The sequence below is a fragment of the Burkholderia sp. DN3021 genome (genome assembly GCF_049805555.1).
Lineage (GTDB): Bacteria > Pseudomonadota > Gammaproteobacteria > Burkholderiales > Burkholderiaceae > Burkholderia > Burkholderia pyrrocinia_C.
In genome coordinates this window covers 1-3,601 of the sequence record NZ_JBNCAB010000178.1, presented here as the reverse complement: position 1 = coordinate 3,601, position 3,601 = coordinate 1, and the positions used below count along the sequence as shown (strand labels likewise).

At 61.5% G+C, this 3,601-nt stretch carries 2 protein-coding genes; one reads left to right on the top strand and one right to left on the bottom strand.

From position 1 onward, the window contains the following. Positions 1 to 247: 247 nt before the first annotated feature. Positions 248 to 2,398 (top strand): hypothetical protein, encoded by a 2,151-nt coding sequence (locus ACPUER_RS36075; protein ID WP_425133495.1) that lies wholly within the window; start codon positions 248 to 250, stop codon positions 2,396 to 2,398. 25 nt (positions 2,399 to 2,423) lie between these two features. Here ACPUER_RS36075 and ACPUER_RS36070 read toward each other — a convergent pair whose 3' ends face one another. Then, entirely contained in the window at positions 2,424 to 3,443 is a 1,020-nt protein-coding gene (locus tag ACPUER_RS36070) for an AraC family transcriptional regulator (RefSeq protein ID WP_425133494.1), read from the bottom strand. Between the last annotated feature and the right edge of the window lie 158 nt (positions 3,444 to 3,601).

The window sequence follows — 3,601 nt, the reverse complement described above, 5'->3', positions numbered from 1 at the left end:
AAGCCGCGACGCGCCCCGGCATGCCGCGCGACGGATTGATGCATCGGCGAGGACCCGGTTGCAGCATCAAGGTACCCGCAATGCATACGCGCTGCTCGGCCCGATACGGACCGCAAGAATTATCAAGCCGCGCCCTCAACCGCTTGATAGATTCGTGACCGACACGCCCCGCGTCCGCTCGACGGCATCGCAGGTGGCGCGCTCCACAGCTCCACGTGCTCACCGTATCTTTGCCAAGGAGAAAAACATGCGCACTCAATTCCCCACCGCGGTCAGTCTAACGGCGGGTTCGTTCGGCGACCGGCCGGACCATGCCCCTTTCATAGCCCAGCTGATCGGAATCGGCAACGACCCCCAGTCGCCCGGGCGACTCTACGGCTACGCGTGGCAGGCGCAGTCCGGTGCATGGATGATGCCGAGCTACAACGCGCTCGCCTTCGCCGGCGCGCGGTCGTACGGTCAGATTCAGCTCGTAGCGGGCAACGGCGGATTTCTCCAGGCGTTGGGCACCGATTCGTCCACGCACCGCCTTTACCTGCCGGCGTACTACAACGGCGAGTGGCGAGCGCCCAGCGGCTATGCGGTAGGCCCGTTGGGCCCCGATCGCGGTTACGTCGAACAGCTAGCCTGCGGGCCCGGCACCAACGGTTTGCAAGTCATCGGCCTGGGACAGAGCGACCGGCTTCCGTACCTTGCCGTCACGCAGTCGAATGACGGTAGCTGGCACGCAGGCGGCAACGAGCCACTGACGCGTCAACGGCAGTACCGGACACTTCAGTTGGGCGTTGGTAGCGGCAGCGGACGTTACGATCTTCCGCAACTGATCGGAATAGGCGCAACGGATGGCTTCGCCTACCTGATCGCGTGGCAGAACAGCTCGCACCAATGGAATCCAGTGGGCGAGCGCAGCCAGCGTCTCGGCTCCAACGCCGGCGCGTCCTATCGGGACATACTCGTTCAGCACGACATTCATCACAATCTTTATGTCTTCGGGCTAACGAACCAAGGACAGATCGTCAGGATTTCCCGTCAAGACGCTGACGGCAACTGGCACCAGGAGTTCACGCCGGTCACGCCGCAAGGTTATAGCTATGTAGCGATGCATTCGATCCTGTTCGGCAAGCGAGCGTATCTCGTCGGCGTCCAGGCCGGCGGTCGCGCACTGCCGCTCGCGTGGACCGACGGTGACGGCAAGTGGCAGACGCCCAAAGCGCAACCCGCATCGGCGCAGGCGATCTCCGTTAGGCTGGCGGGCGGCGCAGATGGCAATCTTCAGGTGCTCGGCATCGACAACAATCAGGAGCCGCGCGTCGTGATGTGGTGCGACAACCGGACTGACGTGCCCGGCGGCCTCTGGCACAACGACGGCCGCAGCCTCGCGCAAAGCTCCGACACGGGGCGGCTCTCCGCGAACCGGCTGACCGATCCGAGACAGGCTTTCGAGCGGCTGAACATCGACGGCTCTGGCGTCTATCGGCATACGTACACCCATATGGAATACGACTTCGGGATTAGCCACTATCAGGGCATGGCCCGTTGGAACCAGTTCGATCTTCTCACCCACGACTCTCGCGACATCGCCCAGCCGAACGGAGAAATCCGTATCGTGAATCGCGACGCGGCCGTCGAACGCCGCGAGCTTCGAACCACGACGAAGCCGGACTGGTGGAATCATCCGGGTGGCTGTCAACTGGTGGGAGACTACCTGCTTGTCGAAGTGGAGCGCGAGTGGCCGGCCACCGATCCGGGCTCGAGCTACCTGAACATCTTCTGGCTTGGCGGTCTGAACGACCTGCATCGTCCGATCCGCATGCCCGCGCTGCTCGAACCAGGTATCAGTGTCGCGTCGATCGCAGTCGTCGATGTCGGCTCTTTCGACGATCTGCGATACCTTGTCGCGATCAACCAGTCAAAGACTGTCCATTTTTATCTCAGTAACAATTGTCTTCTCGACGACCCCGAATTCGCGCTCGAGCCGCTGTTCGAGGCGAGAACGGAGCACGGCTCGGATAACATGAATCTGCTGAGGGCCAAAGACGGTTCGCTCTATCTGCTGAGTCTGGCGGGCGATCTGGAGGGCAGCGATTTGAACCCCAAGGCGATCGACGACTGGGCAGGTCTGTACCGCATCGACCTCGATAAGCGCGCGATAACGTTGCTGTCGAACCGGCATGTCCTGGCGGAAAACCGAACGAAGATCAGGGACCCGCATTTTCGTTACGGGGCGGGCAGCATCGTGACGGGAGCGTCGAATCTAACTATCTTCATGTGTGGAAGAAACGACGATAGACCTGGCATACCTGGCGGCGTGAAGGATCTCTCGATGATCGAGTTTTCCCGCGCGCTCGGCGAAGCCGGCCAGGCCGGCACAAGCGCCGTTTCAGGCGTGACCGCGTGACAGCCTGCGTCCCCGTGGTCGGCGGCTAAACTACGTTTCCGGTCCTGGCGCGGGCACCTGTGGGTCGCGACGGTGCCCGCAGCCAGGCAACCGGCAGCATCAGATCGAAGCGCTGCGAACCGCCCACATTCAACCACGGCGGTTCGCGGTAACACTCGTATGCACAGGTGAGTTCCATGCGCAATTCGTCCGCCATCGTCGGCAGCCACGCGGTGCTCAATATCCGATAGGTCGAAAATATCTGGTCGTACGGCGCATCGTGCGAGAGCACTCCGTAGGCTCCTGCTCTGAACGGCAGACGCGCCAGGCCCGAACGGCGATGATCGTAATCGGATGTGACAATCGCGCAGTCATAGCGGATAAATGCGTTATGCACGATCTCCGGACTGTCGTACGCAATGCCGATCGCCTGGAACCGTTCGGGTGCGATCCCCAATACTTGCAGGTGTTCCACGAACCGTTGCCAGTGCGTTTCCACGCTCGCATACGGTCCATAAAAACGCATCGCCAGCAACGGAACCTGCTGCTGCTCGCACACCCGGATTTCCGCCACGCGTCCCCGCTCCTCGGCAGTCGGAAAACTTACCTGTTGGCGAGCATGACTGCGGTACTCCGACGGAACGCGCCCAAACTGGGCATAGAAGGCTCTGACGAACGCCTCGTGGCTCGCATATCCTGCCATGAACGCGATATCGATCACCGGATGGCCGGTGATCCATAGATGCAGGGCGGCACGCTCCAGCTGGATACGGCGGCGATAGGCGGCCGGCGACTGCCCCAGCAGCTTCTTGAAGTAGCGTTGGAAGTGATGCGGACTGAGATCCGCCTGGGCGGCGATATCGTCGAGTCGCATCTGGCCATCGAGGCGCTGCTCCATGAAGCGCACCGCTGCAAGTACGCGCCAGTCGTCGAGCATGGCCGGCGGGGCGCGCCATGCCGACACCACGCCGGCTGCGGCGGGATTGACATGCAGCAGCGACCTTTCGCTGTCGACAAGTTTGCCCTGAAGCTCCGGATCGACTGCGGCGACAAGACAGGTCGACATGGCATCCCGTGCGATTGAGGTGAGGAGAGCGTGGCGCTATTGAATCTGAATCAATTTGTGCACTCACTAGGAGTGCGGTTCGATGTATATCCGACAATGGTATACAGATACGTTTGCGAGCTGGGGAATATTTCCGGCGTTGCCGTAAACCGCAATTA

Coding starts and splice junctions, on each gene's coding strand:
- ACPUER_RS36075 (WP_425133495.1), top strand. CDS start 248: ATGCGCACTCAATTCCCCACCGCGGTCAGTCTAACGGCGGGTTCGTTC.
- ACPUER_RS36070 (WP_425133494.1), bottom strand. CDS start 3,443: ATGTCGACCTGTCTTGTCGCCGCAGTCGATCCGGAGCTTCAGGGCAAA.